We start from the raw sequence: 16,962 nt of genomic DNA on the forward strand, positions 1-16,962 counted from the left end.
GCTTTCTATAAGCGGGCCGATTGTCAGACAGGAGTCCGCCCATGCGTTTCGCCCATCGTCACCTTCTTGGCATCGAGCACCTGTCCCAATCCGATATTACCGCCATTCTTGATCTGGCCGAGACCTATGTCGAGATGAACCGGCAACCGAACAAGCACTCGGATGTGCTGGCGGGGCTGACGCAAATCAACATGTTCTTTGAAAACTCGACCCGCACGCAGGCCAGTTTCGAACTGGCAGGCAAGCGGCTGGGTGCGGATGTGATGAATATGGCAATGCAGGCCAGCTCGATCAAAAAGGGTGAGACGCTGATCGACACGGCGATGACGCTGAACGCAATGCATCCCGACCTTCTGGTGGTGCGGCACCCGCATTCCGGCGCGGTTGATCTGTTGGCGCAGAAGGTGAATTGCGCCGTACTGAACGCAGGCGACGGGCGGCATGAGCACCCGACACAGGCGCTGCTGGATGCGTTGACCATTCGCCGCGCCAAGGGTCGCCTGCACCGGTTGAACATCGCGATCTGCGGCGACGTCGCCCATTCCCGCGTGGCGCGGTCGAACTTGATCCTGCTCGGCAAGATGGAAAACCGCATTCGCCTGATCGGCCCGCCAACGCTGGTCCCCAGCCAATTTGCCGAGTTTGGAGCCGAGATCTATGACGATATGAACGAAGGCCTTCAAGACGTCGATGTCGTGATGATGCTGCGCCTTCAGAGAGAGCGGATGGATGGCGGGTTCATCCCCTCGGAACGTGAATACTATCATCGCTACGGGCTGGATGCCGCCAAACTGGCGCAGGCCAAACCCGATGCCATTGTAATGCATCCCGGCCCAATGAACCGCGGGGTCGAGATTGACGGAACGCTAGCTGATGATATCAACCGCTCGGTCATTCAGGAGCAGGTTGAGATGGGTGTCGCCGTCCGCATGGCTGCGATGGAACTGCTGGCCCGCAATCTGCGCGAGGCCGCATGAGCGATCTGGTCGTCACATCCCATGAACACGGCGTTATCCGCCTGTTCGCACTCGACATGCGCCCGGAAGAGGCCAAGTTTCTGCGCGAACCCGGAGCCGCCGATCAGATTCTAGGGGTAGCGGGGCTGGATCCCGAACAGGTTGACGTCTTTCCCGTCTCGGACCTCGAAGACCTTGGCCTCTATGGCTATCTGACCGTGGGCTGCGACGTGTCCGCAGATCAGCTGGACCACACAGCGCTGGATGCGATTGACGGCTGGGTTCTGGTGGTCCGCAGCGCCGCATTTCGCGGTCGTGCAGCCGCTTTGCGCCCCGACCGCAGGCTGCGCCTGATCGGCCTCTACACCGAAGAAGCAACAAGCTGGGCAGGTGGCCGGATTGAGACGGAAAGCGCGAAACCGTATTCGGCGCCGCAATCCGCACCGCAAAATGACAGACCGCGTCGCATGGGCTCTGCGGTTCTGGTGCTGCTGATCCTTCTGGTTATCGGAGGTGCCCTATGGCTGATCCTGTGACTTTTCCACCCGACAAAGGGGCCTATATCCGCTCCAACACGTGGATGGCAGCCGCGGCTATGGCAGGGGCCATGATCATCCTTTGGCTGATCGGTAATCCCTATGTGTGGACCGGCGCGCCTGCGGGCCTTGCTGCAATCGGCATTCGTGCGTGGTATCTGGCCTCAGAAGAGCTGACGGCCGCATGGGAAATGACAGACACTACTCTGACCGGCCCTGGCCCGCGCAAAGTGGCGCTGAACCAGATCGAGGCTGTCAAAACCATGGGTAGCTTTGTTCAAATCGTTACAAAAGGCGGGGACAAGCACCTGATCAAGTATCAGGCAGATCCCGCCGCTACCAAAACCGCTATTGAAAGGGCCATGGCATGAGCAATCTGATCTTCACCAACGCCCGCCTGATCGACCCCGAAACTGGCGCGGACGCACCGGGATGGGTGCATGTGGCTGATGGCCGTATCGTGGCCAAGGGCGAAGGTGCGGCCCCGTCGATTGACGCGCAGGTCATCGACTGCGGCGGGCATTGCCTGGCACCGGGCATCGTCGATCTCGGCGTCAAGGTTTGCGAGCCGGGCGAGCGGCACAAGGAAAGCTATAAATCCGCAGGCCTGGCGGCGGCGGCAGGGGGTGTGACCACGATCGTGACGCGCCCCGATACCTTACCCGCCGTGGACACGCCGGAAACGCTGGAATTTGCGACCCGGCGCGCACAGGCGGATGCCCCGGTCAACGTGCTGCCCATGGCGGCCCTGACCAAAGGGCGCGAGGGGCGCGAGATGACCGAGATCGGATTTCTGCTGGATGCCGGTGCCGTCGCCTTTACCGACTGTGATCATGTCATTGCAGATACCAAAGTGTTCACCCGCGCGCTGACCTATGCGAAATCCTGCGGTGCGCTGGTGATCGCCCACCCTCAGGAACCGGGGCTGAGCGCTGGCGCCGCCGCCACCAGCGGCAAATTCGCCGCCTTGCGCGGGTTGCCCGCCGTTTCCCCAATGGCCGAGCGTATGGGGCTGGACCGCGACATTGCGTTGCTGGAAATGACCGGTGCGGCCTATCACGCCGATCAGATTACCACCGCCCGCGCCCTGCCCGCGCTGGAACGGGCCAAGCGGAACGGGCTGGACATCACTGCTGGCACCTCGATCCACCATCTGACGCTGAATGAGCTGGACGTGGCCGACTATCGCACCTTCTTCAAGGTCAAACCTCCGCTGCGGTCGGAAGATGACCGGCGGGCTGTCATCGAAGCGGTGCGGGCAGGTCTGATCGACACGATCAGTTCCATGCACACGCCACAGGACGAAGAAAGCAAACGCCTCCCGTTTGAAGAGGCGGCCTCGGGCGCGGTGGCGCTGGAGACGTTGCTGCCTGCGGCTTTGCGCCTGTACCATTCTGATCAACTGGACTTGCCGACTCTGTTCTGCGCGATGGCTCTGAACCCAGCTAAACGACTGGGTCTGGACAGCGGTCGCTTGTCTGAGGGCGCGCCGGCCGACCTGGTTCTGTTCGACCCGGATGTGCCCTTTGTGCTGGACCGGTTCACGCTTAGATCCAAATCGCAGAATACGCCATTTGACGGCCAGAGGATGCAAGGTAAGGTCACCGCAACCTTTGTGGCAGGCCAAGAAGTATACCGGAGACCCTGATGCCCCTGATCGACAGTACGATGACCCAGCTGATCCTCTGGGCCGCGATTGGATACCTGATGGGGTCGATCCCCTTTGGCATGATCATCGCCAAGGTGATGGGACTGGGAAATCTGCGCGATATCGGGTCGGGCAATATTGGGGCGACCAATGTACTTCGCACCGGCAACAAGGCCGCCGCCGCGCTGACTCTGATCTTTGACGCCGGGAAAGGGGCCGCTGCCGTCTTGCTCGCCCGTGCCATGGCCGGGGAAGACGCCGTACAGGTCGCCGCATTGGCCGCGTTTCTGGGCCACTGTTTTCCAGTCTGGTTGGGCTTCAAAGGTGGCAAGGGTGTCGCGACCTTTCTGGGCCTCTGGCTAGCGCTTGACTGGGGCGTGGGCATTGCCTGCTGCATAACTTGGCTGGTGGCCGCTGCCATCTGGCGGATTTCGTCGCTTGGGGCCCTTGCAGCAGCGTCCCTGTCTACAACCTGGGTCATGGTTTTGAGTGACGGGTCGACGTTTATTCTGGGAATCGTCCTGACATTGCTTGTGTACTGGCGCCATGCCGCCAATATCTCGCGCATCAAAGCTGGCACCGAACCCAGGATCGGGTCCAAGACCTGATATCCGCCTGAGTTAATTGGCTCTTGATCGAATCATTTCCATCTGTAATTTCTGTCATTACAGAAATTACTGGATACAATCATGCACCTTACTGAATCCATGCGCGGCTTTATCCTCCATTGGGGGGAAATGGGTACCAAGTGGGGTGTGAGCCGCTCGGTCGCGCAAATCCACGCGCTATTGCACATCTCGCCCGAACCGATGACTGCAGATGAGATCTGTGAAACGCTCGGGCTGGCCCGCTCGAACGTCTCGACCGGGCTGAAGGAACTGCAAGGCTGGAAGCTAATCAAAGCCAGCCGAAACCTGGGTGACCGGCGCGATCACTTTCATTCGATCCGGGACATGTTTGACCTGACCAAAGCTGTGGTCGAAGGCCGCCGCGAACGTGAATATGCGCCCACCTTGGCCGCGCTGCGTATCGTTGCCCAAGAGGCTCAGAATGACGACACCTCGCCCAAAGTGCGCCAGCGGATTGATGAGACGTTAGAGACCATGCAAATGTTCGACGACTGGTATGTCGATGTGAACCGTCTACCTCGCCGCGTTCAACTGGCAATCGTCAAACTTGGTGGACGCATCGCCCGGCTGCTGCCAAAGGGACAAGGAGACAAGTCGCCCTAAAAATTTTGCCTCCAAATTTCTCTCGATACAGAAATCTCAGAATATGATGTAAGAAGGAGCATGACATGATCCAGCCCAAACGCCCGCCCGAACGCGCCCCGAAAGGCATCCAATGGGCCGACCTGGTTCCCCTGAACCGCTGGGGCAAGATCAAGGAACTGATGCTGCCGCTGCCCTGGCTGCTGCTTTCTCTGACGCTCTACAGTACTGCCCTCTGGCCACTTGGTGCTATGGCCAGCTTTCTGTTCTTTCTGTGCGCCCTGCGCCTGAACCACGAAGCGATCCATGGCAATCTCGGGCTGTCGCGGCGGCAGGATTCCTTGGTGATGCATGTGCTCAGCGCGCTTATGTTGGGTTCTAACCACGCTTTCTGCCAATGCCACCTGCTGCATCACAAACACGCCATGGGTCCGGGCGATTGCGAGGGGAATTGCGGGTACATGACCCTGGCGCAGGTCTTGGTATACGGACCCCGGTTTCCCTTCGACATCAACCGTGCGGCCTGGCGGGTCGCCAACGTCAAGGCCCGTCGCCGCATCCTGATCGACTGGGGGCTGGTGCTTGCCGTGATCGCCACTGCTGTACTGAGCGGATCGCAAACCCTGCTGCTGCACGTGGCTGCGATGAGCACAGCCCAATGCCTTGCCGCCCTGTTTGCGGTCTGGATAACCCATCAGGGCACGCATGACAGTGGCGTTGCCGCGCGCAGTCAACGCGGGGTGCTGGCGCGGCTGGCCTATCTGATGTTCTACCACCGCGAACACCATCTGTTCCCGAAGGTTCCTGTCAGCCGGTTGCCCGTTCTTGCGGATCGGCTGGAACGTTCGGTTGCAGGATATGCCGCAAGTCGCAAGCCGGTCATCGGCTGGCTGGAACCCCGCCGGTTCCGGGTTGAACCCTAATCCTTGCTGATACGCGCACCCAAGGATCCTGAGCGGAAACGCACAGGATCCGTTTGCCAGCACACAATCACCTTTAGTTGTTTTGAACGTGATCAATACGCTGCCCACTTCGGGGTCGTGGCGGCCAATTACCGACCGCACGGAACAAAACAATCAGGGTTGCCCAGACTCAATTACAGAATCCCCCGGCAGTCCGATTCACGAAAGGTGAAAACAATGAACAAGATCAAATCCCTTATCGGCGGCGTCGCGCTGTCTGTTGCCATCGCAAGCTCAACCCTCGCTGCAGGCGTCGAACTGAACGCAAGTTCGACCGGTCTGGCGCTGCAGGGCTATGACCCGGTCGCTTACTTCACCGCTGGCGAAGCCACCAAGGGCGATTACCGCATCACTGCGCTGCACAATGAAGCCTTGTACCGCTTTGCCTCGGAAGAAAACAAAGTCGCGTTTGAAGAAAACCCCGAAGCCTACCTGCCCGCCTATGGTGGCTATTGCGCATTCGGCACCGCGATGGGCTTCAAGTTTGACGGCGACCCGAACTACTGGAGAATCGTCGACAACAAGCTGTACCTGAATCTGTCCGCAGATATTCAGGAACGCTGGGAAGGCGACATCCCCGGCTTTAACAAGAGCGCCGACACCAACTGGAAAGATATCGCCGACAAGAGCCCGGCCGAGTTGCAGGCGCAATAATCCGCCTAAGAAAAACACCGGATCGGCGGCAGTTCACCCTGCCGCCGATTGTCATTTGAAACCGCCATTTTTCACCCTAGTTGTTCAAGCAGGAACGAGCCCAAAAAACGTGGGCCAGTGCCCCGAAGCGGCGGCACAGAAATCAGGTACGGAAACAGCCAAAAGACAGCGATCCGGTCGTCAGACCGGGCCCTGGCAATACCACGTACAAATGAGCAGCACAGGTTTGCTGAAGACCAATTCGAAAGAAAGGTTAACAGAATGACAGGTAGATTTTTTATTGCGGCCTTTATCGCCTCTATTGCGGCCGGAGGCGCCTCGGCGCAATCCTCGGGCAACTGGACGGGCTTTTACGGCGGCCTTCAGGTCGGCTATGCCGATATCGACACCAATGTTTCGGGCGTCGACGGTGATGGCGCGATTGGCGGTATCGTGTTGGGATATGATTATGATCTGGGGGATTGGGTTGTCGGTGGCGGCTTTGACTATGACTGGACCAGCATTGAACTGACCCCCGGCGTCGAGGTCGAAGACGTTTGGCGCCTGAAAGCACGCGCCGGATACAAAGTGACTCCGGTGGGGCTGCTATATGGTATCGGGGGCTATGCCGAGGCGAGTACGGACAATCTTGGCAGTGACGATGGTTGGTTCATCGGCGCTGGGTATGAACAGATTGTCGCCCCCAATGTCAGCGTTGGAGGCGAAATCCTGTATCACGAATTCAACGATTTCGATTCGACCGGAATTGATGTGGACGCGACCACAATCCAGGCCCGTGCAACCTACCGGTTCTAAGGAAACAGTGACGGAACCCGGCACAAACGCCGGGTTCCTTTCATTTACAGTTCAAGAACTGTGCTGCCTGTGGTTTGGCGCGCCTCAAGTGCGCGATGGGCCTCGGCCACCTGATCCAGCGGGAACCTCTGATCAATGTGGATTTTGACCTCGCCGCCTTCGACCTTGTTGAACAGGCGCCGCGCCATGGCCTGACAGACCGCGTGGTCCGAAATATGTGTGAAGAGCGTTGGCCGCGTTATCTTGAGCGATCCTTTCTTGGCCAGAATGCCAATGTCGATCAAAGGCACCGGGCCAGAAGCATTGCCGAACGAGATCATCATGCCCAGCGGTTTCAGGCTGTCGAGCGACCCGTCAAACGTGTCCGACCCGATGGAATCCATCACCGCGTCTACGCCTTTGCCTTTGGTGATCTGCGCGACGCGCTCGGCAAAGTTCTCGGTCCGGTAATTGATGCAATGCGCGGCACCGTTGAACTGCGCCAGACTGCATTTTTCATCGGTTCCGGCAGTACCGATCAACGTGATCCCCTCGGATTTGGCCCATTGGCAGGCAATCAAGCCAACACCCCCGGCAGCTGCATGAAACAGCACGGTATCCCCGCGTTTCAGCGGTGTGGTTCGATGAAACAGATATTCGACTGTCATCCCCTTGAGCATCATCGCCGCCGCCGCATCAAAAGAAATTCCATCCGGAAGCGGGCACACCTGTGCGGCGGGCATGACCCGTGCCTCGCAATAGGCACCGGGCGGAGAGGCAGCATAGGCCGCGCGCTGCCCGGGTTCCAGATGCGTTACACCTTCCCCGACGGCATCGATCACGCCAGCGGCCTCCATGCCCAAAGCCTGAGGCAGATCCAGCGGATACAGCCCAGTGCGCTGATATACATCAATGAAATTCAGCCCGCAGGCATGATGACGAATACGAACCTCACCGGGGCCGGGTTCACCAAGTGGGCGATCTTCGATCTTCAGAACCTCCGGGCCGCCGTGTTCATGGATGACGACGGTTCGTGCCGTTTTCTGCATGTTGTCCTCCTCTAGCCTCAGGCCAAGCTAACATGCCTGTGACGCAGGGCAATCGACACGATTACGCGAGGCGCAACCCAAACGCGAAAAATTGTGCTATACTATGCCCAAGGCGTTGCTGGCTGGTCCGGCCAAAAGCAACAAGTCGCCGGATTGACCCCGCTGCGCAACATCGCAAAGCAGGAGGGGACGGCAATGGACAAAACGATTGGCAATCCGATCACCTGGGCGGCACGGAACATAGGTGCAACCGGGGATCACCTAGCTGAAAATATCAGCCATATCGGCAGCGCGGATACACGGCACCTGCCAGTGGTTCGTACGCTGACGATGGATGATCTTTGGGCCTGCCTGAGGGCAGGATACAGCGATTTTCTGGATACAAGGGCCGATGCGATATTCGTGGTGCTCATCTATCCGATCGCAGGTTTTCTGATGTTCGGAATTGGGCTGAACACAAACATGGTTCCACTGCTGGCACCGCTGGTTGGTGGTTTTGCGCTTGTGGGTCCGGTAGCCGCCCTTGGCCTGTACGAAATCAGCCGCAAACGAGAACAAGGTGGCGAGGCTGGATGGCTGGATGCGTTTGGCGTGTTCCGGTCCCCTTCCCTGGGTGCAATTCTGGCTTTGGCGTTTTACATGGTCATGCTGTTTCTGGTCTGGCTGATGGTCGCGCAGAGCATCTATGTTCAGACACTCGGCCCTGACCTGCCCGCGTCGCTGGGTGCCTTTCTAACCCAAGTGTTCACCACCGCCGCTGGATGGACCATGATCTTGTTCGGGAACGCTGTTGGGTTTCTGTTTGCCCTCGTCGCTCTGGCAATCAGCGTCGTCAGCTTTCCGCTGCTGCTGGACCGCAAAGTGGGCGTTCCGGTCGCCGTGGTGACATCCGTACGGGTGTTGCGTCGCAATCCGGGCGTCATCCTGAGCTGGGGATTCATCGTTGCCGCGCTGCTGGTCATCGGAGCGATCCCGATGTTGCTGGGCCTGATCGTCGTGATGCCGGTACTGGGCCACGCCACCTGGCATCTCTATCGGCGCGCTGTGGCCTGAAACACAGCTTTATCCCGCAACTTTCAGAACAATCTTGCCAATATGGCCAGAGCTTTCCATGCGGGCATGGGCCGCCGCCGCATCAGCCAGATCAAACTCACTATCCATGACAGGGGCAACTTTTCCCGCCTCGAGCAATGGCCAGACTGCTTCGTGCAGATCCGAAGCGATTTTTGCCTTGGCCAGATCGCTTTGCGGGCGCAGGGTACTGCCAGTCAAGGTCAGCCGTTTGACCATCATAAGCGCAAAATTCAGCTCGACCACGGGCCCCTGAAGGAAGGCTATCTGCACCAGCCGCCCATCCTCGGCCAGCGCCTTGACGTTGCGTGGGATATAGTCGCCGCCCACCATGTCCAGTATCAGATTCGCCCCGCCCTCGGCCCGCATCGCGGCTACGAAATCCGCGTCACGGTAGTTGATCGCCTGTTCGGCACCCAGCTTTTCACAGGCCTCACATTTTTCAGCCGAGCCTGCAGTAGCAAAAACCCGCGCTCCAAAGGCGTTCGCCAGCTGAATCGCCGTTGTGCCGATACCACTGGAACCACCATGCACCAGAAACCGCTCACCGGCCTTCAGGCTGCCGCGCATAAAGACGTTGGACCAGACGGTAAAGAAGGTCTCGGGCAGGCAGGCGGCTTCTTTCAGGCCCATCCCCGCTGGCACCGGCAAACAATGTGCCGCAGGTGTGGCCACATATTCGGCATAGCCGCCGCCCGGCAGCAAAGCACAGACCTGATCGCCAACGGATAGGTCTTCGACCCCCGTCCCGACGGCCACGACCTCACCCGCGGCCTCAAGACCCGGCAGATCACTGGCACCCGGAGGTGGATTATAGGCACCGGCGCGCTGCAGAGCATCCGGGCGGTTCACCCCCGCATAGGCGACTTTGAGGACCACTTGACCGGCCAAAGCTTGGGGCATCGGGCGTTCTGTCAGTTGCAGAACATCCGGACCGCCGGGTTCGGTGATTTCAACGGCGCGCATCATCTGAGTCATGGGTAGATCTCCTTTGGCCAATGCCTAGCAGGCTGAAACGTCAAGGCCCAGTAGCAAGAGGACTACTTGCGCGGTGTCAGGAATCCGGGAAGCGTGCCGTGGGTTTTAGTCGGAGCCTTCACCTGCCCGGCCAGCCAATTCGGAACAGCAAGAAACGGTCTGAACAGAGGATTGTCCCTCACCTGCCCCTTAAGCTTTTCGAACTGCATGACATTGTCGATACGACGGTCCAGAAACTCCCACGTTTTCTGATTCCCGGGCGAATCGTCCCCCAACCAGAACAACAGGGTCGAGGAATAGACCCCCGACAATGTCGCCCGCTTGGTGTACCAGTTCACGTCGTCGGACGTATCCCCCAGCGTGTCCCAGATCAGATCACAGGTTTGCCATACTGCCCTTGCGCCATCAGCCGCGTGGCTTGGCAGCGAAAACATGGTCATACCTCGGCGCACGAGTTCCTTATCCGGCACGGCCTGCAGCCGGAAGCGGACGGCAGCAGCGATCCGGTCACGGAATTTGATATCGCCCAAATCCTCAGTTTTAAGGCGATCTGCCATCACTGCGTCCCCGCGCGCATGAAATGCCAACGCCAGGTCAACGGCACCACGCGGACAAATCGCTCGCACCAGAACGTCATCCATTCCACATTCTTCAATCGCCGCGCGAAAGCTGGTTTCCGACCAGCCATCGAAGGGAACATGTGTCAGCATCGCATCCAAAAGCTGCTGCTTGGCGTCTTCATAGGTGGTTGTCATGGCGGTTCTCCGGTTATCAGGACCAGTACTAGACAAGATAGAGGCGCTTTGCTATACGGCCAATTCCTGCAATTTCCTTGCAACTCTATCTAGAAAGGTGGTGACAACCACATGCAGGTTAGTGTTCGCGACAATAACGTCGATCAGGCGCTTCGTGCCCTGAAGAAAAAGCTGCAGCGCGAAGGCGTGTTCCGCGAAATGAAGCTTAAGCAACATTTCGAGAAACCGTCCGAGAAAAAAGCGCGCGAGAAAGCTGAAGCGATCCGCCGTGCCCGTAAACTGGCACGTAAGAAAGCACAGCGCGAAGGTTTGCTCTAAGCACCTTCCTCGTCCAGTTTTGGATGACACTATTTGACGACCCCCGAGGCATCGCCCGGGGGTTTGTCGTTTTCAGGGTCGGTAACAGTTCGCTGACTCGTCCGTCAGGTATGCGGCAAGCTGCCATTTCACCTCAAGCGGGATTTTGCCCGGCATATTGCAGCGCAGCGAATCCTGTTGACCCAGCGCCAAGACGCCGAATTTTTTCCATGTTTTCAAGCCTCCTATCCGAGGCAGGCTATTCGCCTCTAAGTGGCAATGTCCAACCGGACATAACCAAAAACGGAGGCAAACATGTCAACTGCAAATGCATTCGAGCGCGAAATGCTGGATCTAATCAACCAGGAACGCACATCCCGCGGACTGAACCCCTTACAACTTGAAACCAGTCTGAACGAGTCGTCCGAGGACCACAGCACCTGGATGCTGAACACAGATACGTTCAGCCACACAGGGTCCGGTGGTTCGTCCGCAACCAACCGAATGGAAAGCGCCGGATTCGACTTGTCTGGAAGCTGGCGCACCGGCGAAAACATTGCTTGGCAATCCGAGCGGGGCGACCCCGGTATCAGCGATGATGTCGCACAGCTTCACGACAACCTGATGAACAGCCCCGGTCACCGTGCCAATATTCTGAACCCGGACTTCGAATACATCGGGATCGGCATCGAATCCGGAGATATGCAAGGATTCGATGCGGTAATGGTCACTCAGAACTTTGCATCCACGGACGGCAGTGTGGTTCTTGATGATGGAGCTGCTCCTCAGACCCCGGTCACACCGGATGATGTTATTGCCGACCCCGTGGACCCTGATATTCCGGATACCGATGCCCCGGACACGGATGTTACCGATACGCCCGCCACCGACACGCCTGACACCGATGCTCCGGATTCAGACGTAACCGACACAGACGAGCCGGTCAGTGATAACCCGGACATTGAAATCGTAGAGGAGGGGATTCCTTCATGGTGTTTCGACCTCACTGCTTTCCTCGACGAAATTGCAACCTTTGTTGAAGACCTCCAGTCACAGCTGGATCAGTTCACTTGGAACAACGATTTCATGCCCGACGCGGATGCGACAATGGACGAATTTGATATTAGCCTGGCTAGCAATAACGATCCCGCTGATATTAACCCTGCGACGCCGGACGATATGCCCGAAATCGGGACCTGCGACATGTTCACGTTCAACTATTTTGACATGAATTGCATGGCCGACGCAGCTTGATCAGACCAAGCGGTGCGAGGCATAATGGCCTCGCACTTTTCGAACTGTGATCAGTAAATCTTGGGCACGTACAGCTCGTCCGGCAAAACACGCCGTTCGTATTCCGGATTATATTTGCGATCCGGGAGGTCGACTTTTTCCTGCGGTACATCCGTATAGGGGATCTTGGTCAGAAGATGCTCAATACAGTTCAGGCGCTCACGCTTTTTGTCGTTGCCTTCGACGATGTACCAGGGCGCCTCTCGGATGTTGGTACGGAACAGCATGTCCTCTTTGGCTTTGGTATAGGCCTCCCAGCGGATACGGGATTCCAGATCCATGGGGGACAGTTTCCACTGTTTCATAGGATCGTGAATCCGCATAAGGAATCGCAGCTGCTGTTCCTCATCCGTGATCGAGAACCAGTATTTCAGCAAGATGATCCCGGATCGAACCAACATCCGTTCGAATTCCGGAACGTCCTGAAAGAACTGATCAACCTGATCTTTGCTGGCAAACCCCATCACCCTTTCGACCCCGGCACGGTTATACCAGGACCGATCGAACAGAACGATCTCACCGGCGGCGGGCAGATGCGGGACGTAACGCTGGAAATACCACTGGCTCTGCTCACGACGGCTGGGCGCCGGCAGAGCAACCACCCGGGCAACACGCGGATTCAGACGCTGCGTAATCCGCTTAATCACCCCACCCTTGCCAGCACTGTCCCGGCCTTCAAACAGGATACAGACCTTGGCACCGGTATGTTGCACCCAGTCCTGCACCTTGATCAGTTCAGCCTGAAGTCGCAGCAAGTTACGGAAATAGACCTTGCGATCCAGCATGTCGGGATGCTGATCCTTGTAGATCTTCCGCACTTCCACCGACAGCATGGGCTCGCTGAATTCGATCTCAAAATCTTCGTCCAGCGCGTCTTCCAACTCGGCTTCGAGCCAGTCTTTTGGTGCATGGTTAAACTCGTCGGTCAAGGTCTGCTCCTTATCAATTCTCGGGTCAGGACCCTATCAGGCGCGTGTAACCGCCTGATGTCATCACAGAGGTAGATGAAAGCCTTTTTCTAAGCTTATCTGCCGGGGTCAGCAAGATCACTGCCCCAGGAAATCGGAAACTTGGCATTTCCCCTCGGCTGGATCATTCAATCGCCAGAACCACCCCTACTTCAGTTTGTATGAAGCCTGTTAACACGACTTGCCAGCCCGAGTGTTCTGAGGGCATCAAAGCACAGGTCATTTCAGAGAGGGGCCGTGGCGCATTTCATATCTGTTCTGCCGGTTGTTTGGCCCTGGTTTATCCTGATCGCCGCGCAGATATGCGCTGTTTCGGGGAAATGGTCTTTGGGGTTCGTTCTGCTGACCTGTTTTGGCCTGATTGCCCTGACCTTGGGTCTGGTCACGCCCTTTGCCGCAGCTATTTCGTCAGCAGGTCTTGCCGGGGCGTTGATGCTACGCGGTTTGAACGGTGCGTTTTCCTTTGTTGGACATATCGCCTTGATCCTGTGGTGCTTGGCCATGGGCGCACATCTGGTTCCGGGCTTTCATAACCTTCTGGTACTGGACCGGGTTCATTCCGGTCCGGGCAGCACCGATTTCACGATGTACCTGAACCTGGACAAGCCTCTGATCCTGTTCGCCGTCCTTCTGGCCTGGCCACGCATGAATGATGGGGTAGCGTATATACGCAAATCGCCGCTGGCGGTCGGGCTGGTCGCATTGCCGGCCCTGTTTCTACTGGGCCTCTCAGTTGGTGCCATCCGGCCAGAGTTCACCCTTCCCCATTGGTGGATGATCTTTGCACTTTCCAACCTGTTTCTTACCTGCCTCACGGAAGAGGCCTTTTTCCGTGGCTATCTGCAATCAGCACTTTCCAAACACCTGGGGGCTGCTGCGGGGATTGCTGCGGCCAGCCTGCTTTTCGGGCTTGCACATTTTGCAGGTGGACCTGCGTTGGTTTTCTTTGCAGCCCTTCTTGGCGCGGCATGTGGCCTGGGATATTACGCGACAGGACGTCTTTGGGTTCCGGTTCTGATGCATTTCGCCTTTAACGCGGCGCATCTGGTGATTTTCACCTATCCCGGCCCAGCCTAGGTTAAACCGGCAACGCCGTCGTCTTGAACACAGTCCGAAGCGCGAATGAACTTTGCATCTGCGCCACGCCTGGAAGTCGAGACAGATATTGGCGGTGGATGCGGGCGAAATCCTCGGTGTTTTCGGCAACGACCTTCAGGATGTAGTCCGCAGTTCCTGCCATCAGGTGGCATTCCAAAACATCCGGGATCCGCGCAACGGCTTTCTCAAAAGCCTCCAGTACTTCCTCGGCCTGACCCTGCAAGGTGATCTCGACAAACACCGTTGTTGGCACATTCATCTTGCGTGCGTCCAACAAGGCAACGTAGTTGCGGATATAGCCATCGGCCTCAAGCCTCTGTACCCGCCTGTGGCAGGCCGAAGGCGACAAATTCACCTGCTCGGACAATTCGGCATTCGACATTCGACCATTCCGCTGCAAGGCAGCCAGAATCTTTCTATCTGTCGTATCAAGGCTCATCCACGCAATTCCTTTGCGGGTTTTACCCATTGTAGCGAAGATTTTCCCGAAGAAAAGCCGGAATGCGGGCAGAGTTTCACAGAAATTGCACTCGAAACCGCCCATTATTTAGGCAGTTTAGGAACGGAGAGACCTAATGAAAATCGGTTGCCCCAAAGAAATCAAGCCGCAGGAATTCCGTGTCGGCATGACGCCCAACGCCGCACAAGAGGCGGTGTCTCGTGGCCATGACGTGATAATCGAAAACGGAGCTGGCATTGGCGCCGGGTTTGATAACGATGATTACGTCGCCGCAGGTGCCCGCATCGTGGACAGTGCGGAAGAAGTTTTTGCCACCGCAGAGATGATTGTCAAAGTCAAAGAACCCCAGGCGGGCGAACGCAAGATGCTGCGTGAAGGGCAGCTTTTGTTCACCTACCTGCATCTGGCCCCGGATCCGGATCAGACCCATGACCTGCTGGAATCGGGCTGTACGGCTATCGCCTATGAGACAGTGACCGATGCAAATGGAGGTCTGCCCCTGCTTGCACCCATGTCCGAGGTTGCGGGTCGTCTGGCACCACAGGTCGGATCCTGGACGCTGCAAAAGGCCAATGGCGGCCGCGGAGTGCTGATGGGTGGCGTCCCCGGCGTTGGTCCAGCAAAAGTTGTGGTTATCGGTGGGGGCGTCGTCGGCACCCATGCCGCCAAGATCGCCGCAGGAATGGGCGCGGATGTGACGGTACTGGACCGGTCCCTGCCCCGGCTGCGTTATCTGGACGACGTGTTCGGCGGTCAGTTTAAGAACCAGTATTCAACTGCAGGTGCGACCGCGGAGCTGATCCAGACCGCCGACATGGTGATTGGCGCTGTGCTGATCCCGGGTGCGGCAGCGCCGAAACTGGTGACGCGCGCGCAGCTGTCCACCATGAAACCCGGCGCGGTTCTGGTGGATGTTGCCATCGACCAGGGCGGCTGTTTTGAAACCTCAAAGGCCACAACCCATGCGGACCCGATCTATGAAGTTGACGGCGTCATGCATTACTGCGTGGCCAACATGCCTGGCGCGGTTGCAAGAACGTCAACAATAGCACTGGGCAACGCCACAATGCCGTTCATGCTGGCGCTGGCGGATAAAGGATGGAAACAGGCCTGTCAGGATGATCCGCACCTGCTGGCTGGCTTGAACGTTCACGCCGGCCAACTCACCTATTATGCGGTTGGCAAAGCGCTTGGGATTGACGTGGTATCCCCCAACGTCGTCATCAAATCCTGACGAAAGCCTCCAGCCCCTGAAGCGCCCTCTCCCGAGGGCGTTTGCAGCGTTGGGCATAGCGCCGCCTTTTCGAAGCGGCGTGACCTGTTTACAGCGTTGAACGGGGCACCAAAAACAACGACGCCGCGCGATTAGCGCGGCGCCGGGCCCAACCGGAGGAGGGTATTTCAATGCCCGAGCGACGGGCGGGAGCATCATCCCTGTTTCTGGATCTCGACCGAATGCGGGTATGGAATCGAAACGCCTTTTGCATCAAACGCTTCTTTGACTGCTTTGGTCATTTCAAATTTGACATCCCAATAATCGACAGCGGCACACCACAAGCGCGCCGTCAGATCGACCGAGCTGTCCCCCAGATTTGTGACCCGCACCCAGGGCTCGGGATCGCCGTGGATGCGCCCGTCAGCCATTGCGAGGTCCAGAATGATTTTCATCGCCTCATCCGCGCTATCGCCATAGTCGATACCAAACACCAAATCTACACGACGCGTCTCGTGTGCCGAGTAGTTGGTGATAACTGACCCCCAAGCCTGGCCATTGGGTACAATGATCTGCACATTGTCGGGGGTCACGAGTTCGGTCGTGAACAGATTCAGATCTTTGACAGTTCCGGCTGTTCCGCCGATGTCGACATATTGACCAAGCTTATACGGCCGGAAGACAACCAACATCACGCCTGCCGCCAGATCACTAAGTGTACCCTGCAGCGCCAGGCCTATGGCCAGCGAAGCAGCGCCCAAAATGGCAACGATACTGGTTGCTTCGATCCCGAAGATGCCCAGAACAGCCACAATTACCATGGCCAGAATGGCCCATTTGATCATGCTGGCGGCAAAATTGCCCAGCGTCGGATCAATATGGGGCGTTTTGTTGATACGGCGGCGAACAACCCCAGCGATCATACCTGCCGCAATCCAGCCCAATATCAGAACAATCAGAGCCTTGCCCGCACTCATCAAGATTGGCACATAGCCGTTTGCCATATCCATGGCTTGATTTGCCATTTCCATCGTCTGCT

Annotated in this window: 20 protein-coding genes; 14 read left to right on the forward strand and 6 right to left on the reverse strand. The window is 57.6% G+C overall.

What is annotated here, in order from left to right; all coding sequences use genetic code 11:
* Positions 1-41: 41 nt before the first annotated feature.
* From AC2FJ5_RS06535 to AC2FJ5_RS06575, 9 genes are all read left to right on the forward strand, one after another.
* The gene (locus AC2FJ5_RS06535) at positions 42-977 is read left to right on the forward strand and encodes an aspartate carbamoyltransferase catalytic subunit (RefSeq protein ID WP_142635354.1); all 936 of its coding nucleotides are present in this window, start codon (positions 42-44) and stop codon (positions 975-977) included.
* Positions 974-1,492: a hypothetical protein gene (locus AC2FJ5_RS06540; protein WP_496701805.1), complete on the forward strand. Its 519-nt coding sequence runs from the start codon at positions 974-976 to the stop codon at positions 1,490-1,492. The genes AC2FJ5_RS06535 and AC2FJ5_RS06540 overlap by 4 nt, the downstream gene beginning before the upstream one ends.
* Complete coding sequence (locus AC2FJ5_RS06545) at positions 1,477-1,863, forward strand: hypothetical protein (RefSeq protein ID WP_496792832.1); 387 nt, start codon at positions 1,477-1,479, stop codon at positions 1,861-1,863. The genes AC2FJ5_RS06540 and AC2FJ5_RS06545 overlap by 16 nt, the downstream gene beginning before the upstream one ends.
* Entirely contained in the window at positions 1,860-3,140 is a 1,281-nt protein-coding gene (gene pyrC / locus AC2FJ5_RS06550; RefSeq protein ID WP_496792833.1) for a dihydroorotase, read from the forward strand. The genes AC2FJ5_RS06545 and pyrC overlap by 4 nt, the downstream gene beginning before the upstream one ends.
* The gene (gene plsY, locus AC2FJ5_RS06555; RefSeq protein ID WP_142635346.1) at positions 3,140-3,748 is read left to right on the forward strand and encodes a glycerol-3-phosphate 1-O-acyltransferase PlsY; all 609 of its coding nucleotides are present in this window, start codon (positions 3,140-3,142) and stop codon (positions 3,746-3,748) included. Before pyrC ends, plsY begins: the two co-directional genes overlap by 1 nt.
* A gap of 81 nt (positions 3,749-3,829) precedes the next feature.
* Positions 3,830-4,372: a GbsR/MarR family transcriptional regulator gene (locus tag AC2FJ5_RS06560; protein ID WP_496792834.1), complete on the forward strand. Its 543-nt coding sequence runs from the start codon at positions 3,830-3,832 to the stop codon at positions 4,370-4,372.
* A gap of 65 nt (positions 4,373-4,437) precedes the next feature.
* Entirely contained in the window at positions 4,438-5,274 is an 837-nt protein-coding gene (locus AC2FJ5_RS06565; RefSeq protein WP_496792836.1) for a fatty acid desaturase, read from the forward strand.
* A 216-nt stretch (positions 5,275-5,490) separates the two neighbouring features.
* Positions 5,491-5,967, forward strand: coding sequence for a YHS domain-containing (seleno)protein (locus tag AC2FJ5_RS06570; RefSeq protein ID WP_496693544.1), 477 nt, complete (start codon positions 5,491-5,493; stop codon positions 5,965-5,967).
* Between the two features lie 261 nt (positions 5,968-6,228).
* A complete protein-coding gene (locus AC2FJ5_RS06575) occupies positions 6,229-6,762 on the forward strand; it encodes an outer membrane protein (RefSeq protein WP_271948532.1) in 534 nt (177 codons plus the stop codon).
* 44 nt (positions 6,763-6,806) lie between these two features.
* Here the strand turns inward: AC2FJ5_RS06575 and AC2FJ5_RS06580 are convergent, their stop codons facing one another.
* Positions 6,807-7,790 carry a quinone oxidoreductase family protein gene (locus AC2FJ5_RS06580; protein WP_271948533.1) on the reverse strand — a complete coding sequence of 328 codons (984 nt, stop codon included), beginning with the start codon at positions 7,788-7,790 and terminating at the stop codon, positions 6,807-6,809.
* Between the two features lie 195 nt (positions 7,791-7,985).
* Here AC2FJ5_RS06580 and AC2FJ5_RS06585 point away from each other — a divergent pair, with 195 nt between their 5' ends.
* Complete coding sequence (locus tag AC2FJ5_RS06585) at positions 7,986-8,843, forward strand: DUF2189 domain-containing protein (protein WP_496707992.1); 858 nt, start codon at positions 7,986-7,988, stop codon at positions 8,841-8,843.
* Between the two features lie 9 nt (positions 8,844-8,852).
* On the opposite strand, the gene AC2FJ5_RS06590 is transcribed toward AC2FJ5_RS06585, so the two are convergent.
* Positions 8,853-9,839, reverse strand: coding sequence for an NAD(P)H-quinone oxidoreductase (locus AC2FJ5_RS06590; RefSeq protein WP_496691843.1), 987 nt, complete (start codon positions 9,837-9,839; stop codon positions 8,853-8,855).
* Positions 9,840-9,901: 62 nt separating this feature from the next.
* A complete protein-coding gene (locus AC2FJ5_RS06595; RefSeq protein ID WP_496785860.1) occupies positions 9,902-10,594 on the reverse strand; it encodes a COQ9 family protein in 693 nt (230 codons plus the stop codon).
* Between the two features lie 111 nt (positions 10,595-10,705).
* Between AC2FJ5_RS06595 and rpsU the strand changes: the two genes are divergently transcribed.
* Entirely contained in the window at positions 10,706-10,912 is a 207-nt protein-coding gene (rpsU, locus tag AC2FJ5_RS06600; protein WP_005614280.1) for a 30S ribosomal protein S21, read from the forward strand.
* A 294-nt stretch (positions 10,913-11,206) separates the two neighbouring features.
* On the forward strand, positions 11,207-12,145 hold the full coding sequence (locus AC2FJ5_RS06605) for a CAP domain-containing protein (protein WP_496792837.1): 939 nt from the start codon (positions 11,207-11,209) through the stop codon (positions 12,143-12,145).
* A gap of 50 nt (positions 12,146-12,195) precedes the next feature.
* On the opposite strand, the gene ppk2 is transcribed toward AC2FJ5_RS06605, so the two are convergent.
* The gene (gene ppk2, locus AC2FJ5_RS06610; RefSeq protein WP_496689073.1) at positions 12,196-13,113 is read right to left on the reverse strand and encodes a polyphosphate kinase 2; all 918 of its coding nucleotides are present in this window, start codon (positions 13,111-13,113) and stop codon (positions 12,196-12,198) included.
* Between the two features lie 276 nt (positions 13,114-13,389).
* On the opposite strand from ppk2, the gene AC2FJ5_RS06615 reads away from it, so the two are divergent.
* On the forward strand, positions 13,390-14,229 hold the full coding sequence (locus AC2FJ5_RS06615) for a CPBP family intramembrane glutamic endopeptidase (RefSeq protein ID WP_496792838.1): 840 nt from the start codon (positions 13,390-13,392) through the stop codon (positions 14,227-14,229).
* A 1-nt stretch (position 14,230) separates the two neighbouring features.
* On the opposite strand, the gene AC2FJ5_RS06620 is transcribed toward AC2FJ5_RS06615, so the two are convergent.
* A complete protein-coding gene (locus AC2FJ5_RS06620) occupies positions 14,231-14,689 on the reverse strand; it encodes an Lrp/AsnC family transcriptional regulator (RefSeq protein WP_142635322.1) in 459 nt (152 codons plus the stop codon).
* Positions 14,690-14,825: 136 nt separating this feature from the next.
* Between AC2FJ5_RS06620 and ald the strand changes: the two genes are divergently transcribed.
* Positions 14,826-15,944 (forward strand): alanine dehydrogenase, encoded by a 1,119-nt coding sequence (ald, locus tag AC2FJ5_RS06625; protein ID WP_271948547.1) that lies wholly within the window; start codon positions 14,826-14,828, stop codon positions 15,942-15,944.
* Between the two features lie 194 nt (positions 15,945-16,138).
* Here ald and AC2FJ5_RS06630 read toward each other — a convergent pair whose 3' ends face one another.
* Complete coding sequence (locus AC2FJ5_RS06630) at positions 16,139-16,948, reverse strand: mechanosensitive ion channel family protein (protein ID WP_281995264.1); 810 nt, start codon at positions 16,946-16,948, stop codon at positions 16,139-16,141.
* Positions 16,949-16,962: the final 14 nt, after the last annotated feature.

The organism is Ruegeria sp. CDSA221 (assembly GCF_059611825.1).